The following is a 2,637-nucleotide window of genomic DNA, read 5'->3' as shown; positions in this document are numbered from 1 at the left end:
GAATCAAGACCGCCAATAAAAGCGCGAGGAGCAACCCGAAAGAAAATGCACCGAATAAGATCTTTAATGAATAGAGGAATGGCTCATACAACACGTCAACTATCGGAGACGAATTTGGTGAAAACATTGTTTCATAACTCCATGTTTCCGAGTTTCTTAAAGATAGAAGAAAGGTAGTTAATTGTTTGTAATAGGATGAGGAATCACCCAATGTTAACGATTCGATGTATTGAGGAAAAACACTTATACATATGATCCCGATAATTCCAACAAAATAAAATAATGCTATTTTTAATATTCGCATACGTACCCCTCGTCCATAAAATTAGTGATTATCTTACTATTTCTCTATTTTTCTCTGCTTTTCCTTCTCCAATTCCATAAAAAAGGTTCTTTGTCAAATGTTGGGGTTAAGCTACCGCGCTTTCGCTTGGTGACCTTTTATTGTAGGTATGAAATAAAATTCATACCTACAATAAAAGGGGGATTATTTCTAGCCTAGATGGACCCCTATTCCTTTATACTTGTGTGATAACAATATTCTAGCTCTTGCTCGTTTGAAGTTTCTGAAACCATACGCATTCCGTTTTATTACCTTTGTGTGGTTATTTATTCCTTCCAGAAATCCATTAGAATAGCTATACATAAAACTATTTAAAATTTCTTTTTCCCAGTTTTTAAACGTCCGTATGCTGCGTAGAAATTCCTGCACTCCAGTATCTCTAACTAACTGATAAAACGTGTTTAAGCCTTCTTTGGTTTTACGCATACCTTCTGAACCATTTTCTTTCGCTTGTTTGAACCATTCACAATAAGCCTCTTTTAATTGATACGCCATATCTAGTTCCTTCGACATACCACGGTATCGATCTAGGTACCATCTCTCGTTTTCGGTTAGTTTCGCACTATCTTTGTAAAATACATATCTCATTTTTTTACACTTTTTCCGGTCATAATCATTCCAATCTGACTGAATCCGCCTTCTTACTTTATCAAGTGCCCAATAGATATAGCGACAAAAATGAAAATGGTCGGCTATAATTAGTGGATGATCTAAGGCCTTTCGTACAGCCGATTTAAAGGAATGGCTCATGTCCATAATGACTATTTCTACATTGGCCCCATACTTTCGTAAGTATTGTGATATTGTTTTTCCTTTTCTATTCGGTAATATATCCAAAGGCTCTCTTGTATCTCCGTTTGCGATGATTAACTGATACTTTCCTTCTTTGGTATCCCCTTTATACTCATCTATAGCGATTACTCTCGGGAGTTCCTTAACTTCCCCTACTTCATTTTCGGCAAATGCATCAAATCGTCTTATAACCGTTGAAATCGAAGTACCATATTGTTGAGCTAGTTCCTTAAATGTTTTGGCTTGAACACTTCTCACGTTTACAGCCTGATTCCACTCTTTGGTAAACCGTTTATAACGCTCCACAAAATTGTTTTTCTCAGGAAACCTCTTCTCGCAAGCATCACAACGATATCGTCTCTTGTTATAAAAGATATAGCAGAGGCGTTCAAACCACTTTAAATGCTTGATTTTCTGCATTCGATAATCATGAATTTGTCGTGTTTTGGCACCACATCTAGGACAAGTATGTGTGCGTGCTTCCATTTCAACAAACAACGCTAATCTGTCATCCATTTGTTCCACTTTTAGTATTTTTACGTCTTCTAATCCTGGCATAATTATGTTATTATTCATTTGCACACGACTCCCTTTCTTTAACTTGTTTCTGTCAATTCAAGTATAAAAGGAAATTAGGAGTCGTGTGTCTCTTTTTTTTGAATCTTTTATTAACCCCAACATTTATTATAGAGCCATAAAAAAAGAGGCGACCATTTTGCATAGTCCCTCTACTTTGAAATTGAATCAAGAACCCGCATGACTTCAAGTTAAGAGTTGTTGACAAATTAGTTCCTCTTTTATTTGCTCCTTTGTATTAATTCCTCGACGGTTAAGAACGTTTCTCGAAAACCGAGTTGTCTACCGAGTTGAGTCGCATGCGGTAATTCTAAATAAACTTTCTCAATGATATCATCATGAGAAAAAACTTCTCTTGTAGGGCCGTCCAGTACAATTTCCCCTTGGTTCATTACAATCGTTCGTTCAAATGTTTCGGCAACAAAATCCATGTCATGAATGATTGATAAAACGAGAATCCCTTCATTTCGTAAATCTTTCATAATTTTGCTTAACTGTTTCTTTCCAAAAACATCTTGACCCATTGTCGGTTCGTCAAAAATAATAATCGGTGGCTTCATGGCTAAAATTGACGCAATCGAGACAAGTTTACGGTCAGATAAACTTAAATCGTACGGGTTTCTTTCGGTTTCGTGGCGAATTCCCAACTTTTCAAGAACGGCCAAACTATTTTCTCTTGCTTCTTCCACTGTCTGACCAATATTTTTTGGGCCAAACATAACTTCATCAAGTACCGTATGTTTAAAAATTTGGTCATTCGGATTTTGAAAAACAAGACCAATCTCACGAGCGAGTTCGGCTACTGTATGCTTTTTCGTGTTTTTCCCATTAACAGTGACGTCACCGCGATTCGGTTTCAATAGTCCCTTTAACAACTTTACTAAAGTCGTTTTACCTGCACCGTTTTGACCAATAATGGCGGTTGA

The 2,637-nt window shown here is 36.7% G+C and carries 2 protein-coding genes and 1 pseudogene; all 3 read right to left on the bottom strand.

Annotation, left to right across the window (positions count from 1 at the left end):
• Window positions 1-304 (bottom strand): annotated as a pseudogene (locus BN2144_RS20415) (ABC transporter permease subunit); the annotation flags it as partial.
• Window positions 305-493: 189 nt separating this feature from the next.
• A complete protein-coding gene (locus BN2144_RS14015) occupies window positions 494-1,717 on the bottom strand; it encodes an ISL3 family transposase (protein ID WP_082195149.1) in 1,224 nt (407 codons plus the stop codon).
• A 215-nt stretch (window positions 1,718-1,932) separates the two neighbouring features.
• Window positions 1,933-2,637, bottom strand: a 705-nt coding sequence (locus tag BN2144_RS14010) for an energy-coupling factor ABC transporter ATP-binding protein (protein ID WP_033828866.1), incomplete at its 5' end; no start/stop codon positions are given.

The sequence above is a fragment of the Bacillus andreraoultii genome, from assembly GCF_001244735.1.
Lineage (GTDB): Bacteria > Bacillota > Bacilli > Bacillales > Caldibacillaceae > Caldifermentibacillus > Caldifermentibacillus andreraoultii.
The sequence above is the reverse complement of the archived record's forward strand: the minus strand, read 5'-3'. Positions and strand labels throughout refer to the sequence as shown.